Origin of the sequence: Prevotella sp. TCVGH, from assembly GCF_023522295.1 — a bacterium.
Taxonomy (GTDB): Bacteria; Bacteroidota; Bacteroidia; order Bacteroidales; family Bacteroidaceae; genus Prevotella; species Prevotella timonensis.
Genome location: NZ_QFFX01000038.1, coordinates 1 through 17438, shown reverse-complemented (window position 1 = coordinate 17438; position 17438 = coordinate 1). Strand labels below are relative to the sequence as shown.

The 17438-nt window shown below is 42.7% G+C and carries 11 protein-coding genes and 1 tRNA gene; 9 read left to right on the top strand and 3 right to left on the bottom strand.

Annotation, left to right across the window (positions count from 1 at the left end; all coding sequences use genetic code 11):
• Window positions 1-10 precede the first annotated feature (10 nt).
• The gene (locus DEM91_RS08190; RefSeq protein ID WP_249858577.1) at window positions 11-1417 is read right to left on the bottom strand and encodes a DUF6242 domain-containing protein; all 1407 of its coding nucleotides are present in this window, start codon (window positions 1415-1417) and stop codon (window positions 11-13) included.
• Window positions 1418-2280: 863 nt separating this feature from the next.
• Here DEM91_RS08190 and DEM91_RS08185 point away from each other — a divergent pair.
• Window positions 2281-2351: transfer RNA gene (locus DEM91_RS08185), tRNA-Gln, on the top strand.
• A 52-nt stretch (window positions 2352-2403) separates the two neighbouring features.
• Here DEM91_RS08185 and DEM91_RS08180 read toward each other — a convergent pair.
• Window positions 2404-2748: an HU family DNA-binding protein gene (locus DEM91_RS08180; RefSeq protein ID WP_180961576.1), complete on the bottom strand. Its 345-nt coding sequence runs from the start codon at window positions 2746-2748 to the stop codon at window positions 2404-2406.
• Between the two features lie 139 nt (window positions 2749-2887).
• On the opposite strand from DEM91_RS08180, the gene DEM91_RS08175 reads away from it, so the two are divergent.
• From DEM91_RS08175 to DEM91_RS08155, 5 genes are all read left to right on the top strand, one after another.
• Entirely contained in the window at window positions 2888-3805 is a 918-nt protein-coding gene (locus DEM91_RS08175) for a rhomboid family intramembrane serine protease (RefSeq protein ID WP_249858576.1), read from the top strand.
• A 6-nt stretch (window positions 3806-3811) separates the two neighbouring features.
• Entirely contained in the window at window positions 3812-4897 is a 1086-nt protein-coding gene (locus tag DEM91_RS08170; protein ID WP_249858575.1) for an endonuclease/exonuclease/phosphatase family protein, read from the top strand.
• A 118-nt stretch (window positions 4898-5015) separates the two neighbouring features.
• Window positions 5016-8045 carry a protein translocase subunit SecDF gene (gene secDF / locus DEM91_RS08165; RefSeq protein ID WP_249858574.1) on the top strand — a complete coding sequence of 1010 codons (3030 nt, stop codon included), beginning with the start codon at window positions 5016-5018 and terminating at the stop codon, window positions 8043-8045.
• A 340-nt stretch (window positions 8046-8385) separates the two neighbouring features.
• The gene (locus DEM91_RS08160) at window positions 8386-10215 is read left to right on the top strand and encodes a transglutaminase domain-containing protein (protein WP_249858573.1); all 1830 of its coding nucleotides are present in this window, start codon (window positions 8386-8388) and stop codon (window positions 10213-10215) included.
• 12 nt (window positions 10216-10227) lie between these two features.
• The gene (locus DEM91_RS08155; RefSeq protein WP_249858572.1) at window positions 10228-12399 is read left to right on the top strand and encodes a DUF3857 domain-containing protein; all 2172 of its coding nucleotides are present in this window, start codon (window positions 10228-10230) and stop codon (window positions 12397-12399) included.
• Between the two features lie 821 nt (window positions 12400-13220).
• Here the strand turns inward: DEM91_RS08155 and DEM91_RS08150 are convergent.
• Window positions 13221-15071, bottom strand: a complete 1851-nt coding sequence (locus tag DEM91_RS08150) for a heavy metal translocating P-type ATPase (protein WP_249858571.1) — start codon at window positions 15069-15071, stop codon at window positions 13221-13223.
• A gap of 137 nt (window positions 15072-15208) precedes the next feature.
• Between DEM91_RS08150 and ruvB the strand changes: the two genes are divergently transcribed.
• From ruvB to ybeY, 3 genes are read left to right on the top strand one after another with little or no spacing between them, the layout of a single operon-like run.
• Window positions 15209-16243 carry a Holliday junction branch migration DNA helicase RuvB gene (gene ruvB, locus DEM91_RS08145; RefSeq protein WP_008123722.1) on the top strand — a complete coding sequence of 345 codons (1035 nt, stop codon included), beginning with the start codon at window positions 15209-15211 and terminating at the stop codon, window positions 16241-16243.
• A gap of 16 nt (window positions 16244-16259) precedes the next feature.
• Window positions 16260-16733 carry a pantetheine-phosphate adenylyltransferase gene (coaD, locus tag DEM91_RS08140; protein ID WP_249858570.1) on the top strand — a complete coding sequence of 158 codons (474 nt, stop codon included), beginning with the start codon at window positions 16260-16262 and terminating at the stop codon, window positions 16731-16733.
• Window positions 16734-16780: 47 nt separating this feature from the next.
• Window positions 16781-17194, top strand: a complete 414-nt coding sequence (ybeY, locus tag DEM91_RS08135; protein ID WP_249858569.1) for an rRNA maturation RNase YbeY — start codon at window positions 16781-16783, stop codon at window positions 17192-17194.
• Window positions 17195-17438 lie beyond the last annotated feature (244 nt).

Below are 17438 nucleotides of genomic sequence, written 5' to 3'. Positions count from 1 at the left end.
TTGTCAATTACTATTCTGTAAACGATGTTTGAACCTTTTTCCAGCCCAACTCGTTAAATCTGCCTTTCCACACTTGACCTGTTTTACCGCAGATGAGCCACAAGTAGTGGTTTTCATCACTCGCCATAGCAAACGAAGTTGCACTACTCTGAAAGTCCTTTGGGAAAGTTAGGTTTCCGTATTGATGCCAAGACAGGCCTCCGTCTATACTTCTATAGAATTGAGCGAAGGGCTGCACAGCACTACTCTCACCCATGCCAGCACCGCCCATTGCTATGAGGGCATCGCCATTTTTCACCACCTGAAGATGATTCATGTTGGGCAATGCGTATCGGTCTGCCGAACGTTGCGAGAAGAATGTCCAAGGTTGTTGCTCGGCATTCGGGTCTGCATCGTCTATCTTACTCCACAAACAATTATTTTTATCGGTGGTTCCTGCTAAGAACAAGCGATTCACACCACGATTTGTTTTCACAGGGAGTACCAACAAGGAGAAGTCTTTTTGAGGCAACTGTCCTTCTTGTTTGTCGAGGTTTTCTCTCGCCCAACTTTTCCCTTGGTTGGTCGACACCACAAGTTGTCCTTCCGAAGATAAGGCATATAACTTATTTTCCGTCGCTCCAACCAAATGGTTCAATGCCACATCCGCTACCTTCTGCCAGTTTTGAGCATCTGCAGACGACAACAACACGCCATTGTTATACACATAAAAAGTCTGTCCCATCAAAGCCACATTCTGCCAAGCTTGTGTCGACAGCGCCACGTTGGTTGACAGTTCGTGCCAATCAGCCCCACTTTTAGTGGTAGCAGTATATAGCTTAGCATGTTCGCCCTCTGTTCCAAAGACATATAGACGACCGTTGTTCACCAGCACACGCATACCCGTCAGCGCACCTAATGCTGAATGTTGTTTCACAGGCTGTGACCATTTGAAGACATCGGGTGCCTCACGATGCACATTGACATGTATCTTGTAGGTTGCCAAGGCAGTACCTGCTTGATTATACACCACCATTTGGCGTGGCTGAACAAAGTCCAACGAATCGGTTGCCTTGTAAAACTTGACAGAATCATTTGCCACATTCTTTACGCCTAACACCCCTGCATTCTTTGTCGTTATCGTAGCTAACACCTTCGAAGCATCTATGCCAAGGGGCAAAGAGTCGGGATTATAGATTTCTCGCGTAAGCTGATTGATATAAAAGTGATAGTCGCTGGCTGGAAAATTGACAACGTAGCTACTATCTGCTCCACTCTTAGACATAGTGTGCACGACACGTTTCAAGGTCTTAATTGAAAAACTTGTTATTGCAGCGTCGTTATATACTATAGTTTCCTCATCGTCATTGCTGAGACAGGATGCCAGCAATGGAGCAATAAAGAACAGCGAGACGAGGGGTAGGTATCTCCTTTTCATTGATGTCTGATTATAATTTTAGCTGCAAATTTATATAGAATTCCGCAAATAGACCACCTTTTTAATACTTAATTATGCAAAATAGTGATTATTAGGACGTTTTTTAAGGTTGTTTAGGGTTTGGACATCTCTGCAATAACCACTTATCGTGGGTGACGACGAACGCCTGAGTTCATCAATCGTCAGTACAAGGAAGTTGTTTCTCATGTTTAATTTCTTTGCTTCATTCGTACATGAGAATGAACAAAAATCAATGTCATAAAATTTTACACCAACCTTCTCAAAACTCGCATATTTTGAAGTTACGAAAGATTGTTTTCAAATATCGCAGAAATAGCGCACTTTTCCAACGCTATGAGTATCAACACATTGAGAGAAAATACTGTTTTTTAACGCATAAAAACCCAACAAAACACGGCATTAAAGCAGCCTTTCAATGCCTTTGTTACATTGTTTTTGCACCGCTGAAAACATGTTATAGCCGCATTAAGTAATGGAGATAACCAAACAAACTCATTGCAACAGCAAAAACAGAGACTAAAACTGAGCATTATACCTCATTATTTTTTCTATTTTGGCACTTTGAGAAGTGTTAAAAAACTGTCACTTTTATTGACAAAACAGGGAACAGAAAGTTTTTATATCAAGCCTTCTGTAGACACCTTTCTTGTGAACTCACACCTCACTACACCAACAAACGAATGTGGAATAATGAATACATTAGTTAAATGAAGAAATGCAACTTTTGAAAATAAAAGTTCAAAAATTTGGCGGAAGATAAAAAAAATACTACCTTTGCAAAGTCTTAAAAAATGACCCCTCAAAAGGGACACATTTCAAAAGGCAAACAACAAGCTACGCAGTGTCCTATGGTGTAATGGTAGCACAACAGGTTTTGGTTCTGTTTGTAGTGGTTCGAATCCGCTTAGGACAACAAAAAAGGTGATTCAAAAGAATCACCTTTTTTGTATGTCCATACGAGATGTTTAGCTCAATGAATCTGCAAGCTCGGCACCAGCCTTAAACTTAGCAACTTTCTTTGCTGCAATTTTAATCTTTTCCTTGGTAGAAGGATTGATTCCTTCACGAGCAGCACGCTCTGAAACGCTAAAGGTTCCAAAACCAATGAGCTGAACTTTTTCACCTTTTACCAAAGCTTCTTTGATAGCATCGGTTGTTCCATCCAAAGCTTTTTTAGCAGCTACTTTGCTGATACCTGCAGCTTCTGCAATTCTGTCGATTAATTCTGTTTTATTCATTACTTTTGAGTTTATAAAAGGATTAATAAAATGAGTTCTTCTGTCTTCAAGGGACAAATATAAACTAAACATTTCATAAATCAAACTAAAAAGGCGAAAAAATATGTTATTTACGCAAAAAAAGCCGTTAAATCACTGCATATCGTTCAAAAACCGGAGTTTTTTTGTACATTTGCACCCAATAAAACGATTCAAATTTTAACCCTTTACAATGCGCAGTATCCCTACCATTACAAAAAATTTGCTCATTATTAATATATTGGCTTTTGCAGCCATGTATGCACTTCGTAGCACTATTGACTTGAATAGTCTTTTGGGGTTACACTTTTTCATAGCATCCGATTTCCGCATTTACCAGTTGTTCACATACATGTTCATGCATGCCTCATTCGAACACCTATTTTTTAATATGTTTGCTTTATGGATGTTTGGTTGTGTAGTGGAACGCGTATGGGGACCAAAGAAGTTTCTGTTCTTCTATCTCACATGTGGCGTCGGAGCTGGATTGTTTCAAGAGATGGCGCAATATGGCTCTTATTTGGTAGAAGGACTGCCAGCTTACGACTCAGTACAGTTAGAAGGCTTAAGAATTTCCATGGATGAGTTTCTGAATCGTTGGACTACCGTGGGAGCGTCTGGTGCGGTCTATGGACTTTTGTTGGCTTTTGGGATGATTTTCCCAGAAGAACGGATTTTTATTTTCCCCCTTCCTATTCCTATCAAAGCCAAATGGTTTGTCATCTTGTATGCGGGCATCTCATTGGTCATGGCACTCACTACCACAGGTGGCAACGTAGCCCACTTCGCACACTTGGGCGGTATGGTTGTGGGATTCTTCCTGATTCGTTATTGGAAACGTCACCCATACGGTTCCTCCTCTCGTTCGGAAGGTGAGCAATTCTTTGAAAATCTGAAGGATAAATGGGAAAGGCATACGCACAAATCAGCAGAGACACCGCCTCCACATGAGTCTTATCAGGAGCATCAAAGCGACTGGGATTACAACGCTCACAAGCAGAAAGAGCAAGAAGAGATAGATAGAATCTTAGACAAAATACGCAAAAGTGGGTATGACAGTCTATCGAGTGAAGAGAAGCGAAAACTCTTTGACAGCAGCAACCGTCGGTAAATTTACATGATTCGGTTTGTAAAAAAAATAATACTCCAAATCCTCGCTACCGCCAACGTGGTGACTGTTTTGGTCATGCTCATAGCGGGATATGCTGATAGGTTAGATCCTACTGTCCATCCCGCTTTGGCAAACATGGGACTACTACTGCCTGTGCTGTTAATAATGAACGTAGGTTTTTTAGTGACTTGGGTTATTTTCCATTTCAAAAACTGTTGGATTCCCATTGTCGGGTTCGTACTTTGCTTCCCTCCTATTCGTAATTACTGCCCATTGAACTTACCCAAAGAAGCACCACCACATGCCATCAAAGTACTTTCATATAATGTGTGGTACTTTGCAGGCTGGGAAGATAAGGGAAAAGCAAACCCTATTCTCAACTATCTGAGGGCGCAAGATGCCGACATTGTATGCTTACAAGAAGCAGAGACAACGGAGGTGGGGAAAGAACGCATAGAGGCTGCACTCAATCCTATCTATGCCTATCATGACTTTTCACTGACCGAAAAGGGAACAGACAGAATGGCAATTTACAGTAAGTTTCCCATTTTGAAGAAAGAAGCTATCCACTATCCTTCCGAAGGAAATCATTCAACGGCATTCTTTCTTGACATCAAAGGAGATACTGTCATCGTGATCAACAACCACCTCGAATCCATAGGACTTACAGAAGAAGACAAGGATAGTTTTAAGGGCATGGTTAAAGGCGAATTAGAAACAGACTCTATCAAGATAGGTTCTAAGTCTTTATATCATAAGTTGGCAAATGCCACTAAGATACGCGCTCCACAAGCCAAAGCGGTTGCCCAGTATATAGAACAACATCAAGACAAAACCATCATTCTCTGTGGTGACTTTAACGACGGTCCCAACTCGTTTGCACGGAGAACCATTGCCAAACATCTACGCGACTGCTACATTGAGACAGGCAATGGACCCGGGATTTCCTATCATTTAGGAGGATTTTATGTGAGAATAGACCAGTTGATGTGTTCAAAAAACTTAAAACCATATCACTGTCAAGTAGACAATAAAATCAAAACGAGTGACCACTACCCCATTTATTGCTGGCTCGAAAAGCAAGCAAAATAAGTGCAAAATGCTCAAAAATATACATTTAAGCGCTATAAATTTTTCATAGTAACAAAAAAATAGTATCTTTGCACGTCTATAATTTTTTGGAAAAAACAATAATCAATAATAAATTAAAATGCAAAACAAAGGAATTGTAATTGTAACAGCCGTCCTTTTGACGCTTGCAAGCATCTTCTATTTGTCATTTTCAGCCGCCACACGCTATTACGATAGCCAAGCTGCCAAGCTGAAAGATCCGATAGCACAGCAGGAGTACAAAGACTCTGTGAAGTATTTAGGCATTTACTCTTATCAGAAATGTTTAGAGACACAAATCGGACTTGGACTTGACCTAAAAGGTGGTATGAATGTGATTCTTGAGATTTCGGTACCTGATGTCATCGAAATGCTCGCTGATCACAAGACAGACCCGGATTTTGTAAAGTCGATGAAGGAAGCAAGAGCTGAAGAAGAGACCAGTCAGAGCGATTTTATCTCACTCTTTATTAAGGCTTTCAAGAAGAATGCGCCACAGCGCAGACTTGCAGAAATCTTTGCTACCCAACAACTGCAAGGCAAAGTAAACCCACAGAGCAGCGATGCGGAAGTAGAGAAAGCACTGCGTAAAGAGTCACAAGCCGCTATTGACAACTCGTTTAATGTGGTACGAACTCGTATCGACCAGTTTGGTGTAGTACAACCTAATATCCAAAAGTTGGAAGGTGAAGAAGGACGTATCATGGTAGAGATGCCAGGTATCCGCGAACCAGAGCGCATGCGTAAGCTCTTGCAAGGAAGCGCTAACCTTGAGTTTTGGGAGACTTTCAATGCAGAAGAAATAATTCCTTACTTGAACCAATTGGATGCACAACTTGCACATGGCGAGAGTGTAGCGAAAGACACGACTGCCGTTGACTCTACAGTGGCTCAACCCAAAGCTGCTCAAAAGGTAAAGAAGGCGCAACCTAAATTCCAAATCAAAGAGGAAAATCAAACAAAGAATGTACAGACTGCTAATGACGCACAGTTGGCTGCTGCCAAAAAAGAGCATCCTTTGTTGGCAATTTTAAGCACAACAGGACAAAATGCACTAAGCTGTGTAGGTTATGCCAACGTACGTGATACCGCAGAAATCAACCGATTGATACATTCTGATATCGCAAAACAAATCCTTCCTGCAGACCTCAAACTCCTTTGGAGTGCAAAGCCAGCAGACGGTTTGCAAGTGAAAAACTATTATGAGCTGCATGCTTTGAAGATTACTACCACCACAGGACGCGCTCCTTTGGAAGGTGATGTGATTACAGATGCAGCCGATCAGTTTAACCATCTATCAGGTCAGCCAGAGGTTTCCATGACGATGAACACAGACGGTGCTCGTCGCTGGTCAGCCATCACCAAAGCAAATATCGGTAGAGCCGTAGCCATTGTACTCGATGGATTGGTATATACCTCTCCTCGTATCAATGGACAAATCGATGGAGGGCAATCTTCTATCACTGGTCACTTCACCATTGAGGACACCAAGGACTTAGCCAACACCTTGAAATCTGGTCGTATGCCTGCGCCTGCACGTATCGTTCAAGAGGAGGTTGTTGGTCCTACATTGGGTGCACAATCTATCCAACAAGGAATTATCTCATTTGCATTGGCATTCGTATTACTGATGATTTACATGATTGTGATGTACAATTTCATCCCTGGTATGATAGCCAACTGTGCTTTGATTATTAACGTGTTCTTTACGTTGGGCATTCTTACCTCGTTCCAAGCAGCACTAACGATGTCGGGAATTGCGGGTATGGTGCTTTCATTAGGTACTGCCGTCGATGCCAACGTGCTGATATACGAACGTATCAAAGAAGAGTTACGAGCTGGAAAGGGTATGAAACAAGCCGTTTCAGCAGGTTACAGCAATGCCTTTAGTGCTATTTTCGACTCTAACTTGACCTCTGCAATCACAGGTGTCATCCTCTTGGTATTCGGTACAGGACCTATTCGAGGCTTCGCCACCACATGGTTGATTGGTATTGCCTGCTCATTCTTTAGTGCGGTATTCTTGACTCGCTTGGTTTACGAATACAAACTCAACAAAGATAAGTGGCTCAATCTGAAGTTCTGGACAGGTATTTCTGAAAATATGATGCAGAATACACGCTACAACTTTATGAAGATGTTCAAGACAAGTGGCACTATCTATGCCATTGCTATCATTATTTGTATCGGTAGTTTTGTTGTTCGTGGCTTGAGTCAGAGTATTGATTTCACAGGTGGTCGTAACTATGTAGTTACCGTAGATAAAGCTACGCATGTGGAAAATGTACGTGGTGTACTGAACAATGCGTTCAAAAATACAGTGGGCAAAAATGCAGGAGAACTGGCAACCACGAATGTGATCGCTATTGGTACCGACGGAAAAACATTCCGTGTATCCACCAATTATAACTTAGAGAGCAACGATCCTCAAATGGATGACAAGGCGGAAACCATCCTTTACGATGCCTTGACTAAAGCGGGCATGGTGAAACAAGCAAATATTGAAGCCTTTAAGAATCCAGATATTCGCGAAGGAGGTTCTATTATCAGTTCTTCTAAGGTTGGACCTTCCATTGCAAAGGACATTACCAACAATGCAATCAAGAGCGTTGTGATAGCGTTAATTTGTATCTTCTTGTATATCTTGTTGCGCTTCCGCAATATCGGATTCTCCATAGGTTCTGTAGCTGCATTGATTATCGACACCACAATGGTGATAGGTTTGTTCTCATTGTGCTACGGCTGGATAGGTTTCTCTCTCGAAATAGACCAGACATTTATCGGTGCTATCCTTACAGTGATTGGATACGACATTAACGACTCCGTTGTTGTGTTCGACCGTATCCGCGAGAACTTGAAGCTACATCCAAAACAAGATATACAAAAGACCTTCAATGACTCTATCAACCAGACATTGGCTCGTACCATTAACACATCTGTTTCTACGCTCATTGTGTTAGTTCCAATATTCATCTTGGGTGCTGACAGCATTCGCAGTTTCGCCTTTGCTATGATCGTTGGTGTCTTCGTAGGTACATTAAGTTCTATCTTCCTTGCTTCTCCAATTGCTTACTTGGTATTGGGACGCAAGATTAAGAACGAACAAGAAAAAGATGCAGCCATTGCATAGCAACTGAATAATACCACAAAACGTGGTTTTCCAACTAGCGGTGCAGTCGAATAGATTGCACCGTTTTTTATATATGATGATGTTTCTGTGAGCATCTCTCTTTTTAATAAATCCAAACTTTCAAGCGCCTTTGATTCAAAAATCAAATGGTTTATTATTTCACCATTACGAGGCAAAGATTTGACAAGCGCAGACAACTGGCAACAAAACAGCATGAACTTTCCTTTTTCGAATAAAAAAAATAAACAAAACGTATTCGCGTATTAATATTTTTTTTATTTTTACAACCACTAAGATGAAGAACTAAATTTCAATATATTATATCTTAAAAACATTTCTGATGAATGACATTTCTCACTTGAAATTATGGCTTGTTCTGCTGCTGACGCTGACATCCATCTCTATCTGGGGCGCAAAGCCTGTGAAAGACATTGTAATAGATGACTGTACCGACACCTATGTGTTCATGTCTGACAACGATGGCAAGCCAATTGTGAAGAACACAGTGACAACACATTATCAGTCTCTCTCACTTCGCAATATCAATATACAGCCATACACCTTGTATGGCGAGTTTATCTCTCTGGATAAAGCTTCTGGAAAAGGTGCCGCACAATATCGAAACGCTACGCCCGAAAATGTATTTTACGATGACACCAAGGTCTGCTTTTTCAATATTAACTTCGATCGGAAACGCCATGAGAGCAAGGTAAAGTTTGAACGTACTTTCAAAGATGTGCGCTATTTCACACGTATTTATCTATCCGAAGAGTTCAAGATTAAACACAAGACCGTAGTTATCCGTATTCCCAAGCAGTTCAACCAATTCAAACTAATACACCAAAACTTCACTCCGAACATCAAATTTGAACAAACAGAGGATGCCAATGACAGAGTCTATACCTATACCATCACCGACATGGAAGGCATGGTGTCGGAGAATGCAATGCCTCCAATGGCTTCCATTTACCCATATATCTGTATCGTAGGAGCTTTTTCCGACTATCAAGACATGTACAAATGGTCTAACGAACTAACCCAAATAGACACGAACATCCCCAACCTCCCCACCATACTGAAAGAGATTGGGCAAGGAGCAAAGACCGATGAGGACCGCATTCGCAATACATATGCATGGGTACAAAAGAATATCAGGTATGTTGCTTTCGAAGCTGGCATCACTGGCCATCAACCAGATCGACCTGCAGAAGTTGTACGCAAGTGCTATGGTGACTGCAAAGGCATGGCGATGTTGCTCTGCACTTTGCTTAAAGCACAGAAAATGGATGCACGATTAGTGGACATCGGAACGGAAGATATCCCTTTCAAAGCCAGTGACGTGCCTACCTTGGGAGCTGTCAACCACATGATTTGTATGCTAAGCCACGGTGGCAAGACCTATTGGCTGGATGCCACCAATCGTTTTATTCCTGCAACACACATCCCCGGTAACATCCAAGGACGAGAGGCTATGGTGGAGAATGGTGCTAACTGCACGCTCATGGCTCTGCCCATATTGAACAGTAACAGTTCTGTAGACAGTCTTTCATACCATTATACTTTAGAGATGAACAACCAACCTCGCCTCGTGGGACACGTAAGTAATGCTTGGTGTGGCGATATGAAAGAGTTTTTCATGCGGACACATGATGCGACACAGCAAGGCGATAAGCTTCTTCTACTCGCCAATGCAATGAATTCTGACGACCATGCTCACGAAATTACTGATGTAAAGTGGACAGTCAAAGACCGTAGAGAGACGTGGGCAATACTCGAAGGTAAGATCATCAACCGCACGGGAGTGCAACAAGCAGATCATGAGGTGTACGTAGAGCTAAATCCTCACAACGAACTGTTCTCGCAAAGAATAGACACTACCGACCGCACTCACGATGTTATGCTCCCACTCCGGTGCCGCATCGTACGCGAAGTGAGAGTGCAACTGCCAGCAGGCTGCAAGGTCATGATACCTCCTTCGAAGAAATTCGACATGCCACAAGGAACGATGGAGTGTACCTTTACACAGAAAGACAACTGCGTCATATTGCGCCGTGTACTCACCATTCACCATCGTCTCTTACCCAAGGCGGATATTATGAAGTGGAACAACATGCTAAGCAAATGGAACGATGCATGCAACGAGCAGCTGGTAATCACGAACCTAAACTAAAAAACAGATATCATGAACAGAGTAAGTAAAATGAGAGTGTGCCTATGCACGTTGCTGTTGATAGGCACTACATGCGTGTATGCAGACAAGTTGGAGAAGTACAAAGCCTTTGCCGATACCATTAGGAAAAACGTATGGGCGATGGATCTCCCACAATTCAAAAACACCAACATTCCTTCCAAGTACAAGAACGAGAGTGCAGTCATCGTAGCATCCTACCGCGACGTGAGCGTTGCCCAGAAGTCGCACTTGAATCTCCTCACTGTAATCAATTTGAGTTTCAAGATGAAGCGAAACATTATCTCCAGCGACCTCAATCGTGTATGTATACACATTAACGACCAAGCTGCACTTAAGAAATATTCCGAGTTTGACTTCATTTCCTATTATCAACGCTACCGATTGGGTTGGAGCGAGAAAGTGCAGCATGTGCTTGGAGTAAGAGTCATTAAACCCGATGGTACTATAAGGGAAGTCAGCACAGATGACTATGTGAATACTGCAGAAGGAAAAAAGGACAAGGAGAAAGGGCAGAAATTAGCGGTGCCGGGATTGGCAGTAGGTGACAACATTGACATCTTCACCTACGAAGAGAAGAAATTTGAGGAGCATACCATGGAACCGTTTATCATCTCCTATCAGGAAGAATACCCTATGCTCTGGAAGAAGGTGCACTGCACGTTAGACAAAGACCTCACCTCACAATATCGAACACTAAACGGTGCTCCAGACTTCAAACAGAGTACCGATGAGGACAAGAATATCATCCTTGATGCTGAAGTGACCAATGTAGAAACAACCAACCCAGACCTATGGTATCATCAGCTGGAGCACTCCCCTATGACGATACTCAACATTCAGGGTAAACGACTCAAAGGAGAGTTTATCCCACCCAGCTCCAAATACAAAGGACTACATGCCAATCCTAAAGCCAAGGACATACAGGATGACGCTTTAGAGTTTTATCGTGTAGCGACATTAGCTTATTTCGGCAACCTTGAACTCAGAAAATACTGCAAGGCAGCTAAAAAACAATTTCCGAACATCACCGATAGAGCCGACTATATCTACGACCTTTTGTGTTTCACATACGCCAAGGATCGTATAACAGATGCTTCGCTCCGCAGATTCGCCTACAATCTTCAATTGCGGCTCTTACAGGCTGGAATTAAGAAAACCAGAATAGGAATCACCACTCTGGATGGTAGCGAACCCATCGATCAACTGTCTGTATATGCCAATGGCGTGCCGTTCCTCTACCTCAAGGAGGGTGAACGTTACTATTCGTGGTGTCCATCAATTAACATAGCAGGAGAATTGAGAGCTGACATGCAAGGGCGCAAAGCCATTCTCCAACCCGAGAATAGCAAAGAAGCTAAAAAAGATTATCCTGTCTTTGTGCTACCTGCCAGCAAAGCTGAGGACAACCAAAGTGTCTATACGCTCAAAACAAAGATAGAAAACGGTTCAGAGTTGGCGATTAACCATGAGCATCGTACCACTGGCACCATCCGCGAACAACTCGGCACAGAGATACTTACATTGAAAGATGTGTACGACTCATACCTCGACCGAATGACTGATGCCAAGCCATTTACAGAGGCACTGGGAAAGAGAAAGGCAGAAGCCGAACAGCAAACACTGGAAAAGGCAAAAGAAGAGCAACAGAAATGGTTGAAGGATTTAGTGGAAAGCTATTGGGACAATACACCGAAAAACATCAGAGACTGCAAAATCGCATCGGTAGGTACCTCCAAGAAAAACCGTAACCTGACCTACACCGCCAACTATTCCATGGAGGGAATGGTAAAAAAGGCTGGGCGCAACCTCATCATCTCAACTGGTAAACTACTGGGAGGAATGCTGAAAGTGGAAGGACAACAACGCCACCGTACTGCCGATATTGATATGATTTCGCCACGACAAACAATATGGAATATAGAGATAGCACTGCCCGAAGGATACAAGGTGTCGCCAGATGCATTAGAGCAACTTCATAAGAACGTGACCAACGAGTGTGGCTCCTTTGTCTCCAAAGCATCAACAGCAGATGGCAAGCTGCTCATCAACGTGGTGAGAACCTACAACCACAAGCATGAACCAGCTGCCAACTGGGCCAAACTGCTAAGAATTATTGATGCCACCAACGAGTTTACGAACATACAGACGGTCATCAAGATGTAAGTATGCAAAATATTTAGGCTGGTTCTATCAATTAGCTTTGTTAGTTTTTGCGCTTGTTTTTTAGGTCAAAAATGTAAGAGAGTGAAGGAGTGTAGCGAGCTACACTCCTTCACTCTCTTGCATTTTGAGCCAAAAACGGAGCAAGCCGAATGCAATCAAACTTGTTTGAATCGTCTGATGCTGTACCTGTGATTTCATCCACTAACGCTATGACTGCTATCACAAGAATTCTTGTATATGCCGTCTCCTTTTCTCAACTTCTGTAAGTTATAGAAATAAACAACGCTATTTAGGAAAAGGAGCAACCACAGCACTTACTTTTTAGGGTGATTGAGTAACCACCAAAAACACCAACAAGACTGCGTATGCAGCGTTGGAAATATGCTAAATGGAAAGCTCATCAATGCTGAATTTTCTTTACAAAGAGCCTCTCATAACTCGCGTGAAATCAACCAACGGCAAAGTTGGTCGCAAATACGCGAATTTTGAGCGCCTTTTGTAACTTATTGTTATTAAGAGTGTTATGTTTACATCGCCTCTTTTCTTTCGTGTTTTTACCATCTTTTGGCGATTGAAGCATTGAGATAAGCCTGCTATTTGCATGCTTTAATGCTGCTACTGCATGTAAATAACACCGCTAAAGAGTGTTTCCAAGCGTGTTAAGGAGATGTTCTAACTCAAAAAGACGTTTTCTTTGCTAAAATCAGCGTATTTTTGTACATCGTTTGCCTATTGATTTTTTCTATTTTGAAGATTTTAGATGGCCGTTTTTTGGTAAAATAATAAGACAAAAGACATCATTTTTTTGCGTAAAAATCGTTTTAGTTTTGCTTCTTAAAGAAGATGCGAGCAGCATTGAGAACGGCTAACAAAGCCACCCCCGAGTCGGCAAAAACAGCCATCCAAAGATTGGCAAAGCCCAACAAGCCAAGAAGCATAACTACGGCTTTAACGCCCAAAGCCAATGCAATGTTCTGATTGACAATGCGTCGGGTGTATCTTCCAATCCTTATGGCACAAGCTACCTTCGAGGGTTGATCGGTCTGAATAATGACATCTGCCGTTTCAATAGCCATGTCGGAGCCTAAACCTCCCATGGCAATGCCTACATCACTCAAAGCAAGAACCGGTGCATCGTTGATACCATCGCCCACAAAGGCAACCCGCTCTCCTGCTTTCTTGACATTTTGAAGGTGCAAAACTTTCCCATCAGGCAGCAAATCACCATAGGCGTTCGATATACCTAAGTCCGCAGCCACCTTGGTTACTAATTCCTGACGGTCGCCAGAAAGCATTTCAGCACGCACAGGTAAATCCGAAATCGCTTTCTTTGCATCTTCTTTAATGGTATCGGCAAGAATAATATGCCCAACATATTTTCCCTTTCGAGCCACCGCTACCACTGTCTCTGGTATGCTACGCAAGGCGTCAGCATAAGATACTTGCTCACGATCTAACAGTTTTAAGTTCCCTACAAGCCATTCCTCATTTTTAAGACCATAGCCTGCCATATCTTGAGAGCTGATACTTTCTTCCGTAGGGCAATACTTCAAAATGGCTTGGGCGATAGGATGATTGCTCGACTTCTCCATAGCAGCCACGGTTTGCAAAGCCTCTTGGTCTAATCCTACTACAGACTGAACCGCAAACTCACCAGTAGTTAAGGTTCCTGTTTTATCAAATGCCACAACGTCCACCTCTGTAATGGCATCTAAGTAATTGCTTCCTTTGAACAAGATGCCATGTTTAGAGGCAAGACCTATGCCTGCAAAATAACTTAAAGGAACACTGATAACCAATGCACAGGGACAAGAAATAACCAAAAAGACAAGAGCTCGTCTGAACCAGTCAGTAAAAATATAACTGTACTGACTGTCAAAAATACTATATAAATAAGGACATACCACCGTCAACAGTGCCAAACCGATGACGATTGGTGTATAAATGCGTGCGAAACGTCGAATAAATAATTCGGTGGGAGCTTTTCGTTCTGCTGCCGATTCCACCATATTTAAGATGCGTGAAACAGCCGATTCACTGGCAGGACGCACGACCTCTAAATGAGATACTGCATCCACAGCTATCATTCCTGCCAACACTTCTCCACCCGTTTCAAAGGTTCGTGGTAGCGACTCGCCCGTAAGAGCAGCGGTATTGAACGCAGCGGAAGCAGAAACAAGTTTGCCATCGAGGGGTACTCTATCCCCTGCTTTGACCTCAAGAATGTCACCTACCTGCACTTCTTCGGGGGATTTTTCAATGATTTTCCCTTGGACAACAACCTTAGCTACTGTGGGTCTAAAAGCAATCAGTTCTTGAATGTTATCACGTGCACGGTCAACGGCTCTGTCTTGCAAAGCCTCTCCAATACAATAAAGAAGCATCACAGCCACTCCCTCAGGATATTCGCCAATAGCAAAGGCGCCAATACAGGCAATGGTCATGAGCATAAATTCGCTAAACACATCACCCTTGAGGGCTGTTTCCCATGCTTCTTTCATGACAGGCAAACCCACAAAGGCAAAAGCAAGTAGATACCAAGCCAACAAGAATTGAGGCTTTTCTACAAAATCCAACCCAAAGTAAGGGAAAAGAAGTCCTATAACCAACATTCCACCCGATAGGATAACATTCCACCAAGGCATTTGTTCTTCTGTTTGTTCGTGTTCCATATTCTAAAGAGATAATTGTTTATTTTTTACAAAAGTACACAAATTAAAATGCAACCAAGTGTCAAAAAATAGCGAGGAGTTCGCATTGTAGATTTTATTCATTATCTTTGCAAGAACTAATTAGATGTCCAACAATCATGGAAGAAGATTTTAATATCCGAGAAGAACGCCTCTCATCCGCCGAGAAGGAATTTGAGAATGCGCTAAGACCACTAAAATTCAACGATTTTAGCGGTCAGCCAAAGGTTGTTGAGAACTTAGAAATATTTGTAGAAGCAGCCAAATATCGAGGAGAGCCTTTAGATCATACGCTTTTACACGGTCCTCCGGGATTGGGAAAGACAACTTTGAGCAACATTATTGCCAACGAATTGGGCGTTGGCTTTAAGTTGACAAGTGGACCAGTGCTTGACAAACCGGGTGATTTAGCAGGCATTCTGACCTCTCTTGAACCCAATGATGTGCTGTTTATTGATGAGATTCACCGACTGTCACCTGTGGTGGAGGAATATCTCTACTCTGCCATGGAAGACTATCGCATCGATATCATGATAGATAAAGGGCCTTCTGCGCGGTCTATACAAATCGATTTAAATCCTTTTACTTTGGTTGGAGCGACAACGAGAAGCGGACTTTTAACAGCTCCTTTGCGTGCTCGCTTTGGTATTAACATGCACTTGGAGTATTATGAGCCGCCAACATTGGTTAGAATCATTACCCGAAGTGCCACCATCTTAAAAGTTCCTATTGATGAAGAGGCAGCTTATGAGATTGCACGCCGCTCAAGAGGAACGCCACGTATTGCAAATGCGTTGCTAAGGCGTGTACGCGACTTCGCACAAGTGAAAGGTAATGGAGGTATCAATACAGCGATTGCAAAATATGCTTTACAGGCATTGAATATCGACCAATATGGACTTGACGAGATAGACAATAAGATTTTGCTCACCATTATCGACAAATTCCGTGGAGGTCCCGTAGGACTAAGTACTATTGCGACAGCCATTGGCGAGGACACAGGTACAGTGGAAGAGGTGTATGAGCCATTCCTTATCATGGAAGGATTTATTAAGCGTACCCCCAGAGGGCGTATGGCAACGCACTTAGCATACGAACATTTGGGGCGAGACCCATACAAAGGCAACCTAATGGAACCAGGATTATTTACATAACTCACGAACGTTCAACATGAATCAAAAAGAAAGAATTGGAATTTTCGTGGGTAGCTTTGACCCTTTCACTATCGGACACGACTCCGTAGTGAAGCGTGCATTGCCTCTCTTCGACCACATCGTCATCGGTGTGGGGGTGAACAGCCAAAAGAGTCACATGCTCTCTGAAGCCGAACGCATAGAGGCAATTACAAAGTTGTATGCCAACGAACCCAAAATTTCGGTGAAGTCCTATCACGATTTGGCGGTAGATTTTGCCAAAAGAGAAGGAGCTACCTATATAATAAAAGGCGTCCGATCGGTAAAAGACTTTGAGTACGAACGTGAACAGGCTGACATCAATCGCCATATAAGTGGCATTGATACTATTTTCTTGTTCACCGAACCACAGTTAGCCAGTGTAAGTTCATCGATGGTTCGCGAACTGTTACGCTACGGGAGAGACGTAAAGGAGTTCTTACCCATTCCACCTAAAAGCAACAAACCGTAGCCTTTGAGTAGTAATTTCCATAAATTCAAACGAAAAAATACTGATTGATGATAACCTATAATGCAGACGGCGTGAAGATGCCGAACATCAAAAAACGAGAAACCTCGGCTTGGATCAAAGCCGTAGCCGCCACCTACGGCCGAAAGATTGGCGAGGTGGGCTATATGTTCGTAGACGACAAGAAGATTTTAGAGGTGAACAACGAATACTTAGGACACGACTATTACACAGATGTCATTACTTTCGACTATGACGAGGGCGACACTGTGAACGGCGACATCGTGATTAGTCTTGACACAGTTCGCACCAATGCCGAACTGTTTGGCAAGACATACGAGGAGGAACTCCATCGTGTCATCATCCATGGCATTCTACACCTCTGTGGAATCAACGACAAGGGGCCTGGCGAACGCGAACTGATGGAGGCAGCAGAAAATAAGGCGCTCGCCATGAGAACATAGCTCTCAAGGAACAGGATTAGCCAGATAATTATCCCTAACGCCCTCCTCTCCTCAAATGCAGCCCACAACAAACCGCTCATGGAGAACGAATATACAAACAATACTCCCCGAAAACTATCACAAGGATAATTTTCGGGGAGTATTGTATCGTGAGAATTGAAGTTTATTGGCTTATATGACAAAAATGTGCATAATTTAGAGTCGTTTTCTTTTATGTGACAAAAATGTGCATGGAATCTTCTGC

Bases quoted from the DNA above. Each gene is read 5' to 3' on its own strand.
- DEM91_RS08150 (WP_249858571.1), bottom strand. From the start codon at position 15,071: ATGGAACACGAACAAACAGAAGAACAAATGCCTTGGTGGAATGTTATC.
- ruvB (WP_008123722.1), top strand. From the start codon at position 15,209: ATGGAAGAAGATTTTAATATCCGAGAAGAACGCCTCTCATCCGCCGAG.
- DEM91_RS08170 (WP_249858575.1), top strand. From the start codon at position 3,812: ATGATTCGGTTTGTAAAAAAAATAATACTCCAAATCCTCGCTACCGCC.
- DEM91_RS08175 (WP_249858576.1), top strand. From the start codon at position 2,888: ATGCGCAGTATCCCTACCATTACAAAAAATTTGCTCATTATTAATATA.
- secDF (WP_249858574.1), top strand. From the start codon at position 5,016: ATGCAAAACAAAGGAATTGTAATTGTAACAGCCGTCCTTTTGACGCTT.
- ybeY (WP_249858569.1), top strand. From the start codon at position 16,781: ATGATAACCTATAATGCAGACGGCGTGAAGATGCCGAACATCAAAAAA.
- DEM91_RS08160 (WP_249858573.1), top strand. From the start codon at position 8,386: ATGAATGACATTTCTCACTTGAAATTATGGCTTGTTCTGCTGCTGACG.
- coaD (WP_249858570.1), top strand. From the start codon at position 16,260: ATGAATCAAAAAGAAAGAATTGGAATTTTCGTGGGTAGCTTTGACCCT.
- DEM91_RS08155 (WP_249858572.1), top strand. From the start codon at position 10,228: ATGAACAGAGTAAGTAAAATGAGAGTGTGCCTATGCACGTTGCTGTTG.
- DEM91_RS08190 (WP_249858577.1), bottom strand. From the start codon at position 1,417: ATGAAAAGGAGATACCTACCCCTCGTCTCGCTGTTCTTTATTGCTCCA.
- DEM91_RS08180 (WP_180961576.1), bottom strand. From the start codon at position 2,748: ATGTTTAGTTTATATTTGTCCCTTGAAGACAGAAGAACTCATTTTATT.